This window comes from Pseudomonas sp. GW823-FHT02E01 (assembly GCF_058797535.1).
Window position 1 is genome coordinate 115,163 of record NZ_JBXAJS010000014.1, and the last position, 18,165, is coordinate 133,327.

15 protein-coding genes, 2 tRNA genes and 1 pseudogene are annotated in these 18,165 nt (G+C 59.9%); 9 read left to right on the forward strand and 9 right to left on the reverse strand.

The genetic code is table 11. From position 1 onward, the window contains the following. Positions 1–118: 118 nt before the first annotated feature. Complete coding sequence (locus AC1RDQ_RS26510; protein ID WP_429521205.1) at positions 119–871, forward strand: carbonic anhydrase; 753 nt, start codon at positions 119–121, stop codon at positions 869–871. Positions 872–946: 75 nt separating this feature from the next. Here AC1RDQ_RS26510 and AC1RDQ_RS26515 read toward each other — a convergent pair whose 3' ends face one another. Further along, positions 947–1,141, reverse strand: a complete 195-nt coding sequence (locus AC1RDQ_RS26515) for a hypothetical protein (RefSeq protein ID WP_057715554.1) — start codon at positions 1,139–1,141, stop codon at positions 947–949. 251 nt (positions 1,142–1,392) lie between these two features. On the opposite strand from AC1RDQ_RS26515, the gene AC1RDQ_RS26520 reads away from it, so the two are divergent. Further along, positions 1,393–1,599 (forward strand): hypothetical protein, encoded by a 207-nt coding sequence (locus tag AC1RDQ_RS26520; RefSeq protein WP_057715555.1) that lies wholly within the window; start codon positions 1,393–1,395, stop codon positions 1,597–1,599. Positions 1,600–1,848: 249 nt separating this feature from the next. Here the strand turns inward: AC1RDQ_RS26520 and AC1RDQ_RS26525 are convergent, their stop codons facing one another. Then, positions 1,849–2,505 (reverse strand): trypsin-like peptidase domain-containing protein, encoded by a 657-nt coding sequence (locus tag AC1RDQ_RS26525; protein ID WP_057715556.1) that lies wholly within the window; start codon positions 2,503–2,505, stop codon positions 1,849–1,851. Between the two features lie 945 nt (positions 2,506–3,450). Between AC1RDQ_RS26525 and AC1RDQ_RS26530 the strand changes: the two genes are divergently transcribed. Further along, positions 3,451–3,633, forward strand: a complete 183-nt coding sequence (locus AC1RDQ_RS26530; RefSeq protein ID WP_057715557.1) for a hypothetical protein — start codon at positions 3,451–3,453, stop codon at positions 3,631–3,633. Positions 3,634–4,071: 438 nt separating this feature from the next. Then, positions 4,072–4,383 (forward strand): annotated as a pseudogene (locus AC1RDQ_RS26535) (tyrosine-type recombinase/integrase); the annotation flags it as partial. Between the two features lie 98 nt (positions 4,384–4,481). Here AC1RDQ_RS26535 and AC1RDQ_RS26540 read toward each other — a convergent pair. Next, positions 4,482–4,558 (reverse strand) — tRNA-Val (locus AC1RDQ_RS26540). Positions 4,559–4,741: 183 nt separating this feature from the next. On the opposite strand from AC1RDQ_RS26540, the gene AC1RDQ_RS26545 reads away from it, so the two are divergent. Beyond that, positions 4,742–6,025, forward strand: coding sequence for an NAD(P)/FAD-dependent oxidoreductase (locus tag AC1RDQ_RS26545; protein ID WP_492588564.1), 1,284 nt, complete (start codon positions 4,742–4,744; stop codon positions 6,023–6,025). Positions 6,026–6,142: 117 nt separating this feature from the next. On the opposite strand, the gene AC1RDQ_RS26550 is transcribed toward AC1RDQ_RS26545, so the two are convergent. The 5 genes from AC1RDQ_RS26550 to AC1RDQ_RS26570 form a co-directional block, all read right to left on the reverse strand. Continuing rightward, entirely contained in the window at positions 6,143–7,114 is a 972-nt protein-coding gene (locus AC1RDQ_RS26550) for an XdhC family protein (protein WP_492588566.1), read from the reverse strand. A gap of 1 nt (position 7,115) precedes the next feature. Continuing rightward, positions 7,116–8,354, reverse strand: a complete 1,239-nt coding sequence (locus AC1RDQ_RS26555) for a cytochrome c (protein ID WP_218496545.1) — start codon at positions 8,352–8,354, stop codon at positions 7,116–7,118. Between the two features lie 2 nt (positions 8,355–8,356). Then, positions 8,357–8,896, reverse strand: coding sequence for a (2Fe-2S)-binding protein (locus AC1RDQ_RS26560; protein ID WP_015095868.1), 540 nt, complete (start codon positions 8,894–8,896; stop codon positions 8,357–8,359). After that, entirely contained in the window at positions 8,889–11,720 is a 2,832-nt protein-coding gene (locus tag AC1RDQ_RS26565; protein WP_492588567.1) for a xanthine dehydrogenase family protein molybdopterin-binding subunit, read from the reverse strand. The genes AC1RDQ_RS26560 and AC1RDQ_RS26565 overlap by 8 nt, the downstream gene beginning before the upstream one ends. A 176-nt stretch (positions 11,721–11,896) precedes the next feature. Beyond that, positions 11,897–12,838 (reverse strand): LysR family transcriptional regulator, encoded by a 942-nt coding sequence (locus AC1RDQ_RS26570; RefSeq protein ID WP_057715562.1) that lies wholly within the window; start codon positions 12,836–12,838, stop codon positions 11,897–11,899. A gap of 126 nt (positions 12,839–12,964) precedes the next feature. On the opposite strand from AC1RDQ_RS26570, the gene AC1RDQ_RS26575 reads away from it, so the two are divergent. Genes AC1RDQ_RS26575 through aldA form a run of 4 tightly spaced genes read left to right on the forward strand, consistent with a single transcriptional unit; the run spans position 12,965 to position 17,730 of the window. Next, positions 12,965–14,260 (forward strand): MFS transporter, encoded by a 1,296-nt coding sequence (locus AC1RDQ_RS26575; RefSeq protein WP_090454238.1) that lies wholly within the window; start codon positions 12,965–12,967, stop codon positions 14,258–14,260. A gap of 17 nt (positions 14,261–14,277) precedes the next feature. Next, positions 14,278–15,462, forward strand: a complete 1,185-nt coding sequence (rhmD, locus tag AC1RDQ_RS26580) for an L-rhamnonate dehydratase (RefSeq protein ID WP_008067008.1) — start codon at positions 14,278–14,280, stop codon at positions 15,460–15,462. A 14-nt stretch (positions 15,463–15,476) separates the two neighbouring features. Next, positions 15,477–16,277: an aldolase/citrate lyase family protein gene (locus AC1RDQ_RS26585; protein ID WP_218496549.1), complete on the forward strand. Its 801-nt coding sequence runs from the start codon at positions 15,477–15,479 to the stop codon at positions 16,275–16,277. A gap of 19 nt (positions 16,278–16,296) precedes the next feature. Beyond that, complete coding sequence (gene aldA / locus AC1RDQ_RS26590; protein ID WP_492588568.1) at positions 16,297–17,730, forward strand: aldehyde dehydrogenase; 1,434 nt, start codon at positions 16,297–16,299, stop codon at positions 17,728–17,730. A gap of 180 nt (positions 17,731–17,910) precedes the next feature. Here aldA and AC1RDQ_RS26595 read toward each other — a convergent pair. Then, positions 17,911–17,987: transfer RNA gene (locus AC1RDQ_RS26595), tRNA-Asp, on the reverse strand. Positions 17,988–18,165: the final 178 nt, after the last annotated feature.

The window sequence follows — 18,165 nt, forward strand, 5'->3', positions numbered from 1 at the left end:
GCCCGGAACACAATATGACAGACCTACTAGACTCCACTGCGCCGGTATTGAGCGTCCGTGGCAGTACCCGCCCCAACAGCAACTCACTCTCACCCCATTGAACTGAGTAAACAAAATCATGTGTAAATCATGTGATTCAAGCTCTGCTTCAAATACAACAGGCCGTCGTCGTTTTCTTCAATTTGCCGGATTGAGCGCAGGCGCCCTGCTGCTGACCGGCACACTGCCCGGCAAGATCATCCAGGCAGCCGAAAAAGCGTCAGCCCCACCCAAACCTCAAAACGTAATCAGTCCCGACATGGCGTTGAAAAGACTGATGGAGGGCAATGCACGATATGTAGGCGGCACTTCCACGACGCACGATTTCAAGGCAGAGCGAGAGGCCTTGGTGTCCGGCCAAAATCCGTTCGTGGCCGTGCTGAGTTGCTCTGACTCGAGGATCGCCCCGGAATATGCGTTCGACACCGCGCGCGGCGATCTTTTCTCCATCCGCGTCGCGGGCAACTTCGTTACGCCGGAAGGCTTGGCCAGTCTTGAATACGGGGTTGCCGTACTGGGCGCCCCGCTGATTCTCGTACTCGGGCATGAGAGTTGCGGTGCCATCGAGGCCGGTATCAAGGCGGTCAAGGATCAGACAATTTTCCCCGGTCATATCCCGAAACTGACTGAAGCACTCAAGTCGGCAGTCGAGGCAGTACTCAAGCAGCCCGGGAACCTGATGGAAAACGCCACCGCGCAAAACGTCAAGAATTCGGTCAACAGCCTGAAACAGGCCTCGCCATTGCTGACTGATGCACAGAGCAAAGGCACGCTCAAGATCGTGGGCGGTATCTATCGCCTGGCGAGCGGCAAGGTGGAGTTGATCGTTTGACCCGCAATGCGCACGCCCCCAGCATCGGTGCATGACCCCGCATGCAAAGAGCCCAGCGCGACGGCTGGGCTCTGGTTATCTTCGGTTTTGCATCATTTTATCCGCGAGGACTCTGGCCCTCTCGATCAACAGGTTCTGCCTGTCCTCGTGAGTAGCCTCGCCCACAATCGGGGCAGTCAGATTGCTTTCGGCAATCAATGCAGCGCAGAAATATCGATCCCAGACAGTCGTGTCCACAGGTGCCTGTTTGCTCATTTGATCGGCGTTCATAGGCGGCTCCTTTTGATAAGGTCGCATTGCTAGTTTACGCCTGAAAAACAAAAAATCCGGACCATCATTCACAGGCACCCGCCATTCGTCGCCTGCCGGAACACAACGAGGAATTCGCCCGTATCCATGGCTTGAGGCTTGCTAAGATCGCCCGTAGCAGCGCCGGAACGACATGATTCTGACGCCGCAGCCATTCAATCAATGCTTAAGGACGCCAGCGATACGCTTGGTCAGTCACCGGGAGATGTAACGTGTCAACGCTCAACGAAATCGCAATGAACCACGCGAGAATGGCCAAGGAAAAAGCAGGAAAGTCGACCGAACTGAGCGAGCGCCACCTCCAGATCGTAGGGAGCTTCGAAGTACCGTCCATTGAAGTACAACAGAACATCCCAATGCACCTGATCGCAGGAGCACAGGAAGGCCACCACGGCCTTGCAGCGACCTTTGCCCTCTGACGCCTATTGAGGCTGGCGACGATCTGAACGATTACTTGGCAATCACTGGTGGCCCGGTATCCGCTCAGCAATCGTCGCGCCCGCATCAACGTTCACATTGCCCAGCGTGAACGAGCCCGATACGTTGTGAACACCTGAAGAAATCCGGGACAACAAAAAGGGCCCACCTTTCGGTGAGCCCTTCCAGGCCGCCCGGCAGAGCGGACTTTATCTGGTACGCGCGATGGCCAATGGGTTGAAAGCTAAAAGTTATTTCGCGACATACTTCGCGCCGTGCGGGTCGTCAAGTTTTGCCTGCAATATCCCCCACTCGCGCTGAATGATCGAGTATGGAATAAAGATGCTGAGCCTCTCAGCCCCCTTTACGCCGGAGTGATTGCTCACATCGTTCAGGGTGGTTGAATAGAAACCAATATTGATGCCGACAATATGGCCGTCACTTGCAAGGACCGGCCCGCCCGACATGCCCTTGATCAGCGGGGCATCGTGGATGGCATAGAGATCACCGCTGTGTTCAGCGGCATTGACGAAAGGCGTTTCATACACCTTGCCCTTCCCGGTAGTGGTCATGAAGTAAGGACTCGCCCCAACGGCAGTTATGCTCTCGCCCACACGCGGTGCGCGCCATGACGGGTAGCGGCCGTTGGCCTTGTGCAGGATGAAGACGAGATCACAACCTGTGCTGCAGCTGTACTTCACGTTGGGGATGAACGGAGTGTGGCGAGTGGTTACGGCGTAGTCCTCGTTCCATTGCACGGCCGAGGCCATGTATAGATACGGTGCGGGAAAGCCCGAGTAGACTAAAAAATATGAATCATTCGCAGATCCCGAAAAGTCGGGTTTTACGATGCCGTTGCATCCTGCAGTTACAGCTCCTATTAAAAAGCAGGCCATGATCTTGATCATGATATATCACCGACTTAATAGGGAGAATGTGACTGTTTTTTGTTGTCAATATTTTGTCTTTTATTGGGTTGCAGTACTCCTCGCCGCTTGTTCCAGTTTGACGCTTTCTTACTTATGGCTGAGATTGTAATGGGGCGTATGAATAAATCGCGCTAAGACCAATCGCTTTTCGATCAACTTAAAAAGTTCAAATATTTGGCGCCTGAAAAACGTTAAAGACGAGAATAAAAACCAAGAGTTTCTATGGACTCCCTCGTTAATTACGCCAACGGTCATGGGAAGTAGCACCTACCTGAATCATTCGCCACGCCCTTCACCCACAAAAGCAACAAGAAGCCTGAAGGCAATCCAGTTGTCCCGCACTACAGCGGCGCCGTAACTCACTAACGAAACTCAATATATGCTGACGGATCAGCACCCACCTTTTTTTCTCACCCGTTAAGCCCGCCCATGCGGTTTTTTTTCGCCTGCTACCTACAGCGTGCGCACCTCTTGGCTACGATTTTTTTGCATGGAGGAAGCGCGATGTCAGAATGTCTTACCGCCGCCCCGCCCACTGTTACCGACGAAGACTTTATTGCCCTCGATGAAGTTGCTGCCTGGATCGACCAGCGCGACTCTAAGTGTGTATCTGATCGCATCAACAGGCCGACGTTACGGTGTTTAACAAACCCCAACGCCTGTCTTCTAACAATCTGACGATTATCAAATTAACTCGCATGAAATGTGTAGTGCTTGAATTACTAACAAGCGGTGAGGAGCGTGTTATTGGCAACGAGGAAATCCTTATGAAGTTAAATAAGGACCCTTATAATTACAAAGGATTGCCCATATGCCACAGTAGACTGCAAGTGAAATCCAAGAAGCTCACTAAAGGCAACAACTTCCTCCGTACAGTAAGAATCCGTGGTGACTGCTTGATCATGTGCATCAATCATCACTTGAATGGCGTTTAACACATGCGTCAAGGTGATGAAGAGCATGCCGGACAACAGCGTCGACAGGGTGCTGGCCGATCTGCGCTACTGCACTACCCAGTGCGCGCGGGGCATGATTATCCCCTTCGAACGGCTCTGGCGTGAGCACCTGCGGATCGCTAAACCGGAAGCGGCCATTGTGGCTACGTGACTTCAGCAAGCGGCAGCTCAAAGTCATGTTCTGTTTTTTTTTGGGGGGGGGGAGGCGCGAATGCACCTTCGACGAGGCGAAGGATCATCTGCTTGAGGCTTTGACCCAAGTAAAGAGGCCTTGCCGTTCTTATCGCCTTGCCAGGGCTTTGACTTCTCCGGCAGAGGCGGCCCCGACAAGGGGCGTGCGCTGAACACCTGCAAGGTGCGAAAGCAGTGGCAGATCCGCCACGCTGAACTACTTGGTTTTTGTCGCCTGCACCTTGTCTCGAATTGGTGCCCACCCTGACCAGTTGCTGGCCATTCAGTAATCCATCTGAAACACACCAGGCCGGGCAAGCGGTAATGACTTTACCCAGCGCAACGCCAAGTGTCCCGAACACAACCCTGAAAAAAAATAACATTGAACCTGCCGGTGAACGGAGGGCGATGAAACGCTATGCGGGCCGCGCTACGTGAGGTTGTCAGTGAATGTCTGCGGTCGCCGCTGGCGTCACCGCGCCTGATCCACTACAGGCCCGAGGCCCGGGGCGCCGCGCACGCCTACGACCACGTACCCGCCGGCGAGCGCCCCACTTTTCACGAGATCCGCGCTTTAGGGGCATGGCTGTACGAACAGCAGAATTTCCCGATGGAATATATCCAGGCGCTGATGGGCCATGCGGACGAGAAGATGACGAAACACTATCAGGAGGGGCACGACGAAAAGAAGATCTTGTATCTGGAGGTGGGCGCCGAATTGGCGTTCTGAGGTGGGAGTTTTGCAAAAGTTTTGCAAATCGCAGAAAGCAAAAAGGGGTCACCGTTTCCGGTGACCCCTCTAGACCGCCCAGCAGAGCGGATTTTGTTTGGTAGGCGCGATTGGACTCGAACCAACGACCCCCACCATGTCAAGGTGGTGCTCTAACCAACTGAGCTACGTGCCTGCTGTGAGGCGGCATTCTACGGAATTCCGGAGGGGTGTCAACACCTTTTTTCGCGCTAACCCTATGAATATGCAAAATATTTAATTTTGCCGGTACAAAGAAGATTTTCCGGGTGCTGGCGGGCGATTTTCAACTCGGGTAGGATCAACGCACTCGTAAAATATATTAAACAGAGGCTGCCGGATGGCTAACACTCCCTACCCAGAATCCTATTACGCCGCATCGGCCAATGCGGCTCCGCCGCGCCCGGCGTTGCAGGATGACGTGGAGACCGATGTCTGTGTGATTGGCGCCGGTTATACGGGGCTGTCCGCTGCCCTGTTTCTGCTGGAGAACGGCTTCAAGGTCACGGTGCTCGAGGCGGCCAGGGTGGGTTTCGGGGCGTCCGGGCGTAATGGCGGCCAGATCGTTAACAGCTATAGCCGCGATATCGATGTCATCGAGCGCACGGTCGGTCCCAAGCAGGCCCAGTTGCTGGGGCAGATGGCGTTCGAGGGTGGGCGAATCATTCGTGATCGGGTCGCCAGGTACAACATCCAGTGCGACTTGAAGGACGGTGGCGTGTTCGCCGCGATGACCACCAAGCAGATGGGTCATCTCGAATCCCAGAAGCGCCTGTGGGAGCGTTTCGGGCACACCCAGCTTGAGTTGATGGATCAACGCCGCATTCGCGAGGTGGTTGCCTGCGATCAATACGTCGGCGGGATGCTCGACATGAGTGGCGGTCATATCCATCCGCTTAACCTGGCGCTGGGTGAAGCGGCGGCGGTCGAGTCCCTGGGCGGGACAATTTATGAGCAGTCGCCGGCCATACGCATCGAGCGCGGCGCCAGCCCGGTGGTGCATACACCGCAGGGTAAGGTCCGGGCCAAATTCATCATCGTCGCCGGCAACGCTTATCTGGGCAATCTGGTGCCGGAACTGGCCGCCAAGTCGATGCCTTGCGGCACGCAGGTGATTACTACCGAGCCACTGGGTGAAGAACTGGCCAAGACATTGCTGCCTCAGGATTACTGCGTCGAAGACTGCAATTACCTGCTCGACTACTACCGCCTCAGCGGCGACAAGCGTCTGATTTTCGGTGGTGGCGTGGTGTATGGCGCGCGGGATCCGGCGAACATCGAAGCGATCATCCGGCCGAAGATGCTCAAGGCCTTCCCGCAACTCAAGGACGTGAAGATCGATTACGCGTGGACGGGCAATTTCCTGCTGACCCTGTCGCGTCTGCCCCAGGTCGGACGCCTGGGCGACAACATCTACTATTCCCAGGGCTGCAGCGGCCATGGCGTGACCTACACGCACCTGGCGGGCAAGGTGCTGGCCGAAGCGCTGCGCGGCCAGGCCGAGCGTTTTGACGCCTTTGCCGACCTGCCCCACTACCCGTTCCCCGGCGGCCAGTTGCTGCGCACACCGTTTGCGGCATTGGGTGCGTGGTATTACGGATTGCGGGATAAATTCGGGTACTAAGCGACACGCAATACATTGTGGGAGCGAGCCTGCTCGCGATATCGGTCTGGCAGCCAACGAATGTGTTGGATGTTACGACCTCATCGCGAGCAAGCTCGCTCCCACAGGTTTTGGGGGTTAGAGACGATCTCGTGGGATACCGCTTCGGATCCGCAAGATATCGGCCAGTACCGCCAGCGCGATCTCTGCCGGCGTCTTGCTGCCCAGGTTCAGCCCGATGGGAGCATGAATCCGCCCCAACTCGACATCCCCCAGACCACCGATGCGCCGCAACCGCTCGAAGCGCTTTTGCGAGGTCTGCATGGAGCCCATCACACCGATGTAAAACGCGTCGGTGCGCACTGCCTCCATCATCGCCAAATCGTCGATACGTGGATCGTGGGTCAACGCCACCACCGCCGTGTCGCTGTGGCAACCGCCGTCAGCGATGAACACCGACGGCAGTTGACGGCGAATCTCCACATTTTCCAGCACGACGCCTTCGAGCACTTCGTCCCGCGGGTCACACAGAATCACCTCGAACCCAAGCCCCACGGCAAACTCCGCACAGGCCTGGGCGACACTGGAATACCCTGCCAGCAGCAAGCGCTGAGCCGCGCCGACACGTACACGCACTCGGTCGATTTCACGCTCGATACGCACACCCTGCTCACGATCATCGAACAGGCTGCGCACACCACTTTGCAGATCCACTTCGCGGATCAACCGACGTCGGCCCAACAGCGCCGACTCCAGTTCCCGCAGATGCGCTTGTACCTCGCAATCGGCATCAAGCTTCTCGACCAGTACATCCAGAACCCCGCCACAGGGCAGGCTGACGCGTGAGCGTGGATCGTCGCCTTCGCCGTAACGAACAACGCAAACTGGCTCCAGAAACGCGCCCTCGGCGACTCGTTCGAGAAAGTCTTCCTCGACACAGCCACCGGACAGCGAGCCTATCCAGTGCCCATCAGCGTTCACCGCCAGCAGCGAACCCGGTGCGCGCGGTGCCGAGCCGTAAGTGGCCAGCACCGTACACAGCCAGATGCGCTGACCGGCCGCCGACCACTCCAGCGCCCGACGCACCACTTGCAGATCCAGATGCTGCATATCAGTGGGCCTTGTGCTCGAGCGGCGGCGCATCGGCCCGCAACTTCTGCACGTCGTTCACTGCCAGATCATTCGGCTGACCGCCCCACCCCTGACGCAGGTAGTTCAGCAGGTCCGTGAGTTGTTCGTCATTCAGCTTATCGACAAACCCTGGCATCGGTTGCATGTGTTCGAAACCGGAGAACTTCTGCTCGCCGATACCGTCGTCGATCACCCGCACCAGGTTGCGCGGATCTTCCAGGCGCAGCGTGGTGTTGCCGCGCATGGCCACGGCGATGTGCGGTTTGCCCTCACCGCCCGGTGCATGGCAACCGGCGCAGACATTCAAATATTCCTGACGGCCACGCTGGGCACTCGGGCTCAGTTTGTCCAACGGCACTTCGACGAGCACTTTCGCCGCAGGCGGCTGATCGCCGAGCAGGAAAGTCGCCATCGCCGCCAGATCCGGATCGCTGAGGCCCTGGGTGCTGTTGTGGAACACCGGGAACATCTCGTTGAACATCGTGCCCTGGGCGCTCATGCCGTGTTTGAGGAACGAGCTCAGGTCCTGATGATTCCAGCCACGGGCTGCCAGGTCAGTCGCTAGCAGGCTCGGCGCCAGATAACCATTGAGAATGCCGCCGGTCATGCGTTTGTCCATCTGCATAGCACCGGGCAGGCCGCGCGGGGTGTGGCACTCGCCACAGTGCCCCAGCACGTCGACCATGTACTGACCGCGCTTCCAGGCTTCGCTTTTGCCTTCAGCCGGTTCCAGCTTCACGTCCTTGCCGTACATCATGTTCCAGCCCATCAGGCCCAGGCGCACGTTGAACGGGAAGCTCAGGCTGGTGACCGGTGCCGCGCGTTCGATCGGCTCGACGGTTTTCAGGTAGGCATGAATCGCGTCGGAATCTGCACGCGGGATCAGGTGATACGAGGTGTAGGGCATCGCCGGATACAGGTTCGCGCCATCACGGCGCTTGCCTTCGGTCAGCGCGGCGAAGAACTCGTCATCGTTGTACAGACCGATACCGTGCTCTTTGCTCGGGGTGATGTTGGTGCCGTAGATCGTGCCGAACGGCGACACGATCGGCAGGCCGCCCGCGTACGGCGCGCCACCCGGTGCGGTGTGGCACGCCATGCAGTCGGCGGCGCGGGCGAGGTACTCGCCTTGCTTGACCTGCGCATCATCGGCGTGAGCTGCCACCACAGGCGCAGCCAGACCAACCGCCAACGCCAGGCGGCTAAGTAGAAGCTTCATGCTTAACCCTCCTTGACCAGGCCGAGATCGGTCAGCACGTTGCGGGTGGCGCTGTAGTAGCGCACGTACCCGGTGCAACGGCAGATGTGATGACCGAGGCTGTCCTCGATGACTTTTTCCAGCTGGCTTTTGACGATGGGCTGACGCTGCAGCTTTTCCACCAGCACGGTCGCGGCATTCACGAAGCCCGGCGCGCAGTAGCTGCACTGGAAGGCGAACTCGTCGACGAAGCGCTGCTGGATCGGGTTCAGCTCGGTGACCTTGCCCTGCTCGTCGCAGGTCGCATGGCCTTCGATGGTCCGAACCTTCTTGCCTTCGAAATAGTGCGCGCCGGTGATGCAAGTGCGCACTTCTTCACTGGTGCCGTCCGGGTTGTCGACAATCACCACGCAGGCGTGGCAGATGCCCTGGCCGCAGCCCAGGCGCGAACCGGTGAGGTTCTTGTATTCGTGCAGGTAGTCGATCATCGGCAGGTCATCAGGGATGTCCACCGGGCCGACGGATTGACCGTTGAGGGTCAGTTGAAGCGGACGGTTAGCCATTGAGGGCCTCCTTGATGCGTGCAGAAGTGATAGGCAGGTCGCGGACACGTTTACCGATGGCATGGGCCACGGCGTTACCGATGGCACCGACCACCGGGATCATCACCACCTCGGCGATGCCCTTGGACGGGTCGCTCGGCGACAATGGCGGCAGGATTTCCGCAGTCTGTTTCCACACCGCGACGTGACGCGCCATCGGCAAGCGGTAACGGTTGAAGTTCCAGTCACCCTCCCCCGGCCCGCCTTCGTACAACGGCATCTCTTCCATCAGCGCATGGCCGATGCCCATGGCGATCCCGCCTTCGAGCTGACCCCTGACCAGTTCTTCCACCAGCACCCGACCGCACTCGACCCACGAGTGATGATTGAGTACCGACACTTCGTTCGAACCCTTGTTGACCTTCACTTCCACCAGCGTCGCGACCGGGCTGTAGTACGTCACCGCCGCGTTGTTCAGCTGGGTCGCCGGGTAGGCGATGCCCTGCCGATCCAGCAGATGGAAACCGGCGCTGTTCATCTGCGCCTTCTTCGCCTTCGGTGCACCGTCGCCGTACTTCACGGCCAGACCGTCGAGCGGCAAGCGCTCACGCACGCCGTCGATGCTGAACTCGGCCTCGGCCCAGCTCCAGCGGTTGAATCCGTGCACGGTGGCGCCGCTCACCAGGCCGCGCTCGTGAACGCGCTTGGCCAGCACGGCGAATGGCAGTGGCTCCATACCGTTGGCCGTGAGCTTGCCGTCGACCCAATGGGCGTCTTCGCGGCGCACCACGTAAGGGTTGGCCTGACCGCCGTAAGGGCCTTGTCGCCAGATTTCCAGCGCCGCCGGCCACAGGCCGTGGTTGAACAGCACGCGCGCCGCTTCACGGGTCGCGTGGCTGAAGTAGTACGCCGAGTTGGTGGCCGACGAAGCCGAAGCGACCTTGCCGACCCAGCGCGGATTGCGCAGGAAGTTGTCCTGCTCGGCCTGGCTCATGATGTACGGGTTGCCGCCACTGACCAGCTGCAACTCTTTCCATTCGGTTTCGCCGGTCTTCACTTCGTGCGCCGGAACACCGAGGAAATCGGCCACGACCATGGCCTGAGAGGTGGACATGCCAGTGCCGATTTCGATACCGATGTGGCGCAGGCTGATGCGACCTTCGGCGGTGAATTCAATGCTGGCCATCGGCGCTTCGGAACCGGTACCGAAGTCTTTCTGGCAGATGGCGAAACCCACCCCGTACCAGTTGTCCGGATCGGCGGCTTCGCGTTGTTTCTTGATCGCCTCGCGGTTTTTCCAGACTTCGTGAACCGCGGCCTTGTCGAGAATCTCGTGCAGGCGCAAGGCACCGGCCGGGATCGCGCCCTGGGTGTTTTTCATGCCCGAGCGCAGTGCGTTCTTGCGACGCAGCTCAATCGCATCGACACCGAGGCGACCGGCGATTTCATCGACCATCATCTCGGTCGCCGCCATGCTTTGCAGGGTGCCGTAGCCACGCATCGACCCGGCTTCAACGGCGCGGGAGTGATAAGCCGTGACCTGCAGATCGTTCTGCGGCATGTAGTAGATCGACTGTGCCGCCGTGGCGCCCACCGCAGCCACCGATGGGCTGTAGTTGATTCGTCCGCCACCGTCGACGCTCATCTCGGAGCGGAAAATCTTGAAGCTGTGGTCGTTCTTGTCCACCGCCAATTGATAGCGAATGTCGAACGGGTGACGCTTGATGCCGCTCTGGAACTGCTCATAGCGATCGTTGGCCAGGCGTACCGGTACACCCGCGCCGTACAACGCCGCGAGGGCTGCGTAGTAGACGAAAATGTTGTGGTCCTTGGAGCCGTAACCGACGGTGTAACCCGGGTGCATGTTCAGGTTGGCCAGGCCGAAACGCGACGGCGCGATCATCTTCGCAGTCTCGGTCGCGGCTTCCAGCGGACACTGGGTGGCGACGACGAAATGCAGGGTCTTGGTGGCCGGGTCGTACCAGCCGTTGCCGTTGTCAGGCTCCAGCGCGGCCGGTTCGATCGACGGGGTCTTGTAGCGCTCGTCGAACACCAGCCAGTTGTCCGGCGGCGCATCGATCTGCTGCTTCATGCGCTCGGCGTAGAACAACCCGCGCTCGGTCAGATTGCCGTGCAGGTTCGGCTGGGAGTTCCATACCGGACGACGGTTTTTCAGCATCGGGAACAGAATCGAATCCTTGAGGCTGGCGAATTCGTCTTCGTCCGCCGAGGTCGCGCCGCCGACGCGCACGTAGCGGAAGCTGCCGTACGGATCGCCTTCGTAGAACGGCACCTGGGCACCGTAACGAATCGCCTTGTCATTGAATTTGAGTTGGTTCTTGGCCTGACGGAAGCGCTCGAAGTCGTTCCAGATCAGGATCGCCACCGGGTGGCCGATGAACATCGGCACCTTGCCGGCCGGCAACAGCGGATCCGGGGCGTGCTCCTCGGGGAACACGATACCGTCCTTGACCAGGTCTTCGGCGGTGACGATGCGGTCCGGTTGCAACTCGGCACCGAGCCACGACAGGTCGATGCCTGCAAAGATGTGGTCGGCCTTGATGGTTTTGAGCAGCATGGCGTGGCCTTGCTGCTGCGGCCAGCCCGGCATGTCCTTGGCGCGGATGTCGCGGGCAAAGACCTTGCTGCCGCAGACCTTGGACAAGGCATCGTTACGGGCGCGCGCCTTGCCATTGTTGCCGAGCCACTGCTCGGACGGCACGGTCACGCTGTTTTCCATCAAGGCGGCCAGCGCCTGGCTGCTCAATGGCGTGAGCGTCACGCTCACACCCGCTACCAGCCCGCCCTGAAGGAACGAGCGCCGGGATATATCACGGTTGGACATGGATCATCCTCTGGGCGGTTATGGGGTCCGCCCTTCTGGTTATGTTCTGGAAATCTCGAGTCTTGCAGAAGCCCTTTTCGACGATGCAAAGGGCTGTTGTTGACAGTGCAAAGCTGACCGAAAGGTTAAGTTTATAGGCTTATGCCTTCGCGGAAAACTAAAAACTGACCAAGAAATCAAAAAACCGCGGCTTTTCGTCGCAGCAGATCGATGAACAACCCCAACTCCCGGCTGATGTGCTCGCCCTTGCGCAACAACAACCCGAAGGGCGCCATCTGCACATCCAGTTCCACCGGCAGCGCCACCACCAGGCCCATTTTAAGATAGTCGCGCAATGCGGTTTCCGACAGGACCATGATCGCGTCGGTCAGCTGAATCAGTTGCTGCATGGAGTACACCGAACTGCATTCGATGATGTCTGCCGGCAACGGCAACGCCAGGCGCTGCAACGCCTGATCCAGACCGATGCGCGCCGGACTGGTTTCCGGTTGCAGGATCCACGGCCAACCGCTGACCAGCTCCGCCATCTCCAGTTTTTTGCGTCGCGCCAGCGGGTGGCCGGCGTGCACCACCACCAGCAAGCGTTCGTTACCCAGTTGCTCGAAGACGTAATGCTCACTGTCGGTGGCGGCATTGCGCCGGGCGATGGCAAGGTCGATGCGACCCTGTTCCAGCAACTGGATCACCTGGTCACTGGTGTCGCCCATGATGCGGATCCGCAGCTGCGGATTGAGCGACTTGATTTCAGCAATCGAATCCATCACCAGGCCCGGCGCCGCGCCCATGATGGTACCGATCGACAGATAGCCGTAGCCGCCCAGCTGCCGCGCCATCAGATCCTCGGCACAACGGTCGAGGCCACTGAGGGCCGACTCGGCAAAGCGAATCAGCTCCTGGCCCAACGCTGTCGGGCGCATCCCCCGCGGCAGGCGTTCGAACAGATCGCAGCCGAACATGTCTTCAATCTCATGGAGCATGCGGGTTGCCGCCGGTTGCGACATGTTCAGGCTTTGCGAAGCGCGGTGCAGGTTCTGGCTGCTGCTGAGCGTCACCAACATGTGCAGATGCTTGTAACGCAGGCGATTGAGCAGGCTGCGGGAGATGATCGGCGTGGTCATGACGGGCCTTTTTTATCGATACCCTGAAGGTATCAGTTGTGAGCTAGATTCGATTTGTAACGCATCGATCAGCGGCCGTACAGTCTTCCCCCATAAGAACAAATGCCCTACCAAAGGAAAACTGCGATGAAGACTCTACCCGCGCCTCTGCTCGCCAAAATTTCCTGGCGGCTACTCCCGTTTCTCCTGCTGATGTACATCATGGCCTTCCTCGACCGCGCCAACGTCGGGTTCGCCAAACAAGCCTTTCAAGCCGACACCAATATCAGCGATGCCGCCTTCGCCTTCGGCGCCGGGGTGTTTTTCGTGGGTTACGCGTTGCTTGAAGTGCCGAGCAACCTGATCCTGCACCGCGTCGGCGCCCGCCTGTGGATGTGCCGGATCATGGTCACCTGGGGGCTGGTTTCCGCCGCCATGGTCTTCGCCCACACAGAAACCAGCTTCTACATCCTGCGCTTTCTGCTGGGCGTGGCCGAAGCCGGCTTCTTCCCCGGCGTGATCCTCTACCTCACCTACTGGTTCCCCAGCGCCGTGCGCGGCAAGGCCATGGGTTTCTTCTATTTCGGTGCACCGCTGGCCTTCATCTTCGGCAGCCCGCTGTCCGGCCTGCTGCTGGAACTGGACGGCTTCGCCGGCTTCCATGGCTGGCAGTGGCTGTTTGCCGTTGAAGGCCTGATGGCGACGGCGGTAGGCATCTGGGCCTACTGGTATCTGGACAATCGCCCGGCCGATGCCAAGTGGCTGACTGTCGAAGAACGCCAGCAAGTGCAAAGCCTGCTCGATCAGGAAGACAGCCATAAACAGAATCACGGCCGCAGCCTGCTCAACGTGATCTGCCAACCCTCGGTGCTGTACCTGTGCCTGATTTACCTGCTGATCCAGGCCAGCGTCTATGGCGTGGTGTTTTATCTGCCGAGCCAGGTCGGAGGGCTGCTGGGGACCAAGGTCGGGCTGATGGTCGGCCTGGTGACAGCGATCCCCTGGATCTGCGCATTGATCGCCGCCTACCTGATTCCCGGCTACAGCGACCGCACCGGCGAACGCCGCCGCACCGCGTGCCTGACCTTGCTCATGGCCGCCGCCGGGATCGCCTGCTCGGTGACCTTCAGCAACCCGCTGCTGGGGATCATCGCCCTGTGCTTCGCCGCCTCCGGCTTCATCGCCGTGCAACCGGTGTTCTGGACCTTCCCCTCCAGCTACCTCGCCGGCAGCGCCGCCGCGGCCGGGATCGCCCTGATCAACTCGTTCGGCGCTCTCGGTGGCTTCATCGCCCCGGTGCTGAAGAACTGGGCCGAAGGCGCCTTCCACTCACCGGCAGCAGGCTTGTACGTGCTGGCCGCTACCACCGTCATCGCCGCGTTGCTGGTGCTGGGCATACGCGCGCCCGGCCATAAAGCCTCGAACAAACCGGCCACCGTTTAAACCTGAGGAGTCACACCATGGGCATTCCAACCATCAAACACGTCCGCGCTTTCACTCTGCGAGGCGGCGGCGCGGATTATCACGACCAGGCCGACGGCCACTGGATCGACGATCACATTGCCACACCGATGAGCAAATACCCGGAGTACCGCCAGAGCCGCCGCACCTTCGGCATCAACGTACTCGGCACCCTGGTGGTGGAAATCGAAGCCAGCGACGGCACCGTCGGTTTTGCCGTGACCACCGGTGGCGAACCTGCCGCGTACATCGTCGAGAAACACCTGGCGCGCTTCCTTGAAGGCGCCCGGGTCACCGACATCGAAAAAATCTGGGATCAGATGTACCAGTCGACCCTGTATTACGGGCGCAAGGGCATCGTCATCAACACTATCTCCGGCGTCGACCTGGCGCTGTGGGACTTGCTCGGCAAGATCCGCCAGGAGCCCGTGCATCAGTTGCTCGGCGGTGCGGTGCGCGACGAGTTGCAGTTCTACGCCACCGGCGCCCGTCCGGACCTGGCGCAGAAAATGGGTTTCATCGGCGGCAAGATGCCGCTGCACCACGGCCCGGCCGAGGGCGAGGAAGGCCTGCGCAAGAACCTCGAAGAATTGGCCACCATGCGCGAACGCGTCGGCCCAGACTTCTGGCTGATGCTCGATTGCTGGATGAGCCTGGACCTCAACTACGCCACCAAACTGGCGGTTGGCGCCCACGAATACGGCTTGAAATGGATCGAAGAAGCCCTGCCGCCGGACGACTACTGGGGCTACGCGGCCCTGCGCAACAACGTGCCCAAGGGCATGCTGGTGACCACCGGCGAACATGAAGCCACACGCTGGGGCTTTCGCATGCTGCTGGAGATGGGCTGCTGCGACATCATCCAGCCGGATGTCGGCTGGTGCGGCGGGATCACTGAACTGGTGAAGATCTCGGCCCTGGCCGATGCCCACAACGCGCTGGTCATCCCTCACGGCTCTTCGGTGTACAGCTACCACTTCGTCGCCACCAGGCATAACAGCCCCTTCGCCGAGTTCCTGATGATGGCGCCGAAAGCTGACGAAGTGGTGCCGATGTTCCACCCGCAATTGCTCGGCGAACCGGTGCCGGTCAATGGCCGCATGCGCCTGTCCGCGCTCGACCAGCCAGGTTTCGGCGTGACCCTCAACCCCGAATGCCAACTGCATCGGCCGTATAACCGCTGAGAAAGGAGTTCGACATGAACATGCCGCACAACGCGTTCAAGGCCGCGCTGAACAGCTCAGCGACCCAATATGGCATCTGGGCCGGGTTCGCCACCGGCTACGCCGCCGAGATCGTCGCCACCACCGGTTACGACTGGATGCTGATCGATGGCGAGCACGCGCCCAACACCGTGCCCGGGGTACTCGCTCAGTTGCAGGCCGTGGCGCCTTACTCGACCGCGCCAGTGGTGCGCGCAGTGAATGGCGATGCCAACCTGATCAAGCAACTGCTGGACATCGGCGCACAGACGCTGATGATCCCGATGGTCGAAACCGCCGAGCAGGCACAGGCACTGGTGCGCGCCATGCGCTACCCGCCCCACGGCATTCGCGGTGTCGGCGGCGGCCTGACCCGCGCCACCCGCTGGGACGGCGTGCCGGACTACCTGAATACCGCCCACGAACAACTGTGCCTGATCGTGCAGGTGGAATCGCGCACCGGTGTGGAAAACGTCGCAGCGATTGCCGCCGTCGAGGGTGTGGATGCGGTGTTTATCGGCCCGGCGGATTTGTCGATCGGCCTGGGCCACGCCGGCAACCCCGGCCATCCGGAAGTCCAGGAGCGGATTCAATACGCCGTGAACGCCACACTGGCAGCCGGCAAGGCCTGCGGCATCCTCGCCCCCAACGAAGAAGACGCCCGCCGCTACCAGCGCTGGGGCTGCCAGTTCATTGCAGTGGCCATCGACATCAGCCTGCTGCGCCAAGGCGCCATGGCCACCCTCGCCCGCTACCGCGAACCCGCTGCCACTCAAGCGCCGTCACGCACTTACTGATCTGCCAAGGAGTCGCACCATGTCATCCGTGCCTGTTTACGAAAACTTCATCGACGGCCAGTTCGTGGCCAGCGCTGCCCACCTCGATGTGATCAACCCGGCCACCGGCGCCGTGCTGTCGAAAGTCCCGGCCTCGACCGCCGAGGACGTCGAGCGCGCCCTCGCCGCCGCCCGTGCCGCCCAGAAAGGCTGGGCGCGCAAACCGGCCAATGATCGCGCCGGTTACTTGCGCCGGATCGCTGCCAAACTGCGGGAAAACGTCGCGCATCTGGCGCGCACCATCACTCTGGAACAAGGCAAGATCAGCGGGCTGGCGGAAGTCGAAGTCAATTTCACCGCCGACTACCTCGACTACATGGCCGAATGGGCCCGGCGCATAGAAGGTGAAATCATCACCAGCGACCGCCAGAACGAAAACATCTTCCTGTTCCGCAAACCACTGGGCGTGGTGGCCGGGATCCTGCCGTGGAATTTTCCCTTCTTCCTGATTGCCCGCAAGATGGCCCCGGCCCTGCTGACCGGCAACACCATCGTCATCAAGCCCAGTGAAGAAACCCCGAACAACTGCTTCGAGTTCGCCCGACTGGTCGCCGAAACCGACCTGCCGCCCGGCGTGTTCAACGTGGTCTGTGGCGACGGGAAGGTCGGCGCCGCCCTGAGTTCGCACAAGGGCGTGGACATGATCAGCTTCACCGGCAGCGTCGACACCGGCTCGCGGATAATGGCCGCCGCCGCACCGAACATCACCAAACTCAACCTGGAACTGGGCGGCAAGGCACCGGCTATTGTGTTGGCGGATGCAGACCTCGACCTGGCCGTGAGGGCGATCCGCGATTCGCGCATTATCAACAGCGGGCAGGTGTGCAACTGTGCCGAGCGGGTGTACGTCGAACGCAAGGTGGCGGATCAATTTATCGAACGCATCGCAGCGGCCATGAGCGCGACCCGTTATGGCGACCCGATTGCCCAGCCCGACGTCGAGATGGGCCCACTGATCAACCGCCAGGGGCTGGAAAGCGTCAACCGCAAAGTCCGCACCGCGCTGAGCCAGGGCGCAAGCCTGATCAGCGGCGGGCAGATGGCCGACCTGCCCAATGGCTTCCACTTCCAGCCCACGGTACTTGCCGGTTGCCGCGCCGACATGGAGATCATGCGCGAAGAGATTTTCGGCCCAGTGCTGCCGATCCAGATAATCGACGACCTGGACGAAGCCATCGCCCTGGCCAATGACTGCGACTATGGCCTGACTTCATCGATCTACACTCGCGACCTGAGCAAAACCCTGCAGGCCATGCGTGAACTGGATTTTGGCGAAACCTACGTCAATCGCGAGAACTTCGAAGCGATGCAGGGCTTCCACGCCGGCGTGCGTAAATCGGGTATTGGTGGCGCGGATGGCAAGCATGGGCTGTATGAGTACACCCATACTCATGCGGTGTATTTGCAAGGCTGATTGCCGAAAACCAACAACCGAGCAGGAGCGTGCTTGCTCGCTCCTGCAGAATGGGTCGCAAAAACTTAAATCGCAGAAACAAAAAACCCCGGTCTTTCGACCAGGGTCTTTGCTATCGACTCGAAGTAACCAGTGGCTTCTCCGTAGCTCCAAGGCGTTCAGTGGGCCTCGGGGCAGATATGGCGCAGCGGACGGGACTCGAACCCGCGACCCCCGGCGTGACAGGCCGGTATTCTAACCGACTGAACTACCGCTGCGTATCGCTTTGAGCTGACGCTCAAGTAACTTGTCTGACTGAAAGCTCCGAGACTTTTCAATCTCTCTTTCAATCTCGAATCAAGGCATGCCTGACTCGGAAAATATGGCGCAGCGGACGGGACTCGAACCCGCGACCCCCGGCGTGACAGGCCGGTATTCTAACCGACTGAACTACCG